1 pseudogene is annotated in these 545 nt (G+C 43.9%); it reads left to right on the top strand.

From position 1 onward, the window contains the following. Nucleotides 1-545, top strand: a pseudogene (locus tag HMPREF2675_RS11560) (outer membrane insertion C- signal); the annotation flags it as partial.

The raw sequence follows: 545 nt of genomic DNA on the forward strand, positions 1-545 counted from the left end.
AAGCCAACCGTAAAGATATTGATGCCAATAAACAAGGCATCGTTGACTTGGCGAAGGGCTTGCAGCTTGCTGCAGAGGCTGTAGAAGACAATCGTAAAGAAATTGATGCCAATAAAGCGGCAATTGAAACTAAAGCCGACAAAGCTGACTTCGAAGAATTGGCAAAATACACTGACAATATGGGCAAAAAAGTTAACGACATTGGTGATGAAGTAACTGCCCTGAGCGATGCAACTAACGCAGCTATCACTCGTCACGATAAAGATATCGTTGACTTGGCACAAGCAGGTCTGAAAGCAACTGAGGCTTTGGAAGCCAACCGTAAAGATATTGATGCCAATAAAGCGGCAATCGCTGAAAATACTGCCAAACTTGAAGAGCAAAAAGAAGCTAACGAAGGCTTCAACAATGCGATCGCCAGCTTGGATAAAGACATCGGTGATCTTGCCTCGGCAGGTAAAGCTGCGATGGAAGCTTTAGAAATTAACCGCCAAGATATTGATGCCAACAAAGCAGCAATCGAAACTAAAGCCGATAAAGCTGAC

It is taken from the genome of Neisseria sp. HMSC061H08, assembly GCF_001836795.1.
In the GTDB taxonomy this organism is placed as follows: domain Bacteria; phylum Pseudomonadota; class Gammaproteobacteria; order Burkholderiales; family Neisseriaceae; genus Neisseria; species Neisseria subflava_A.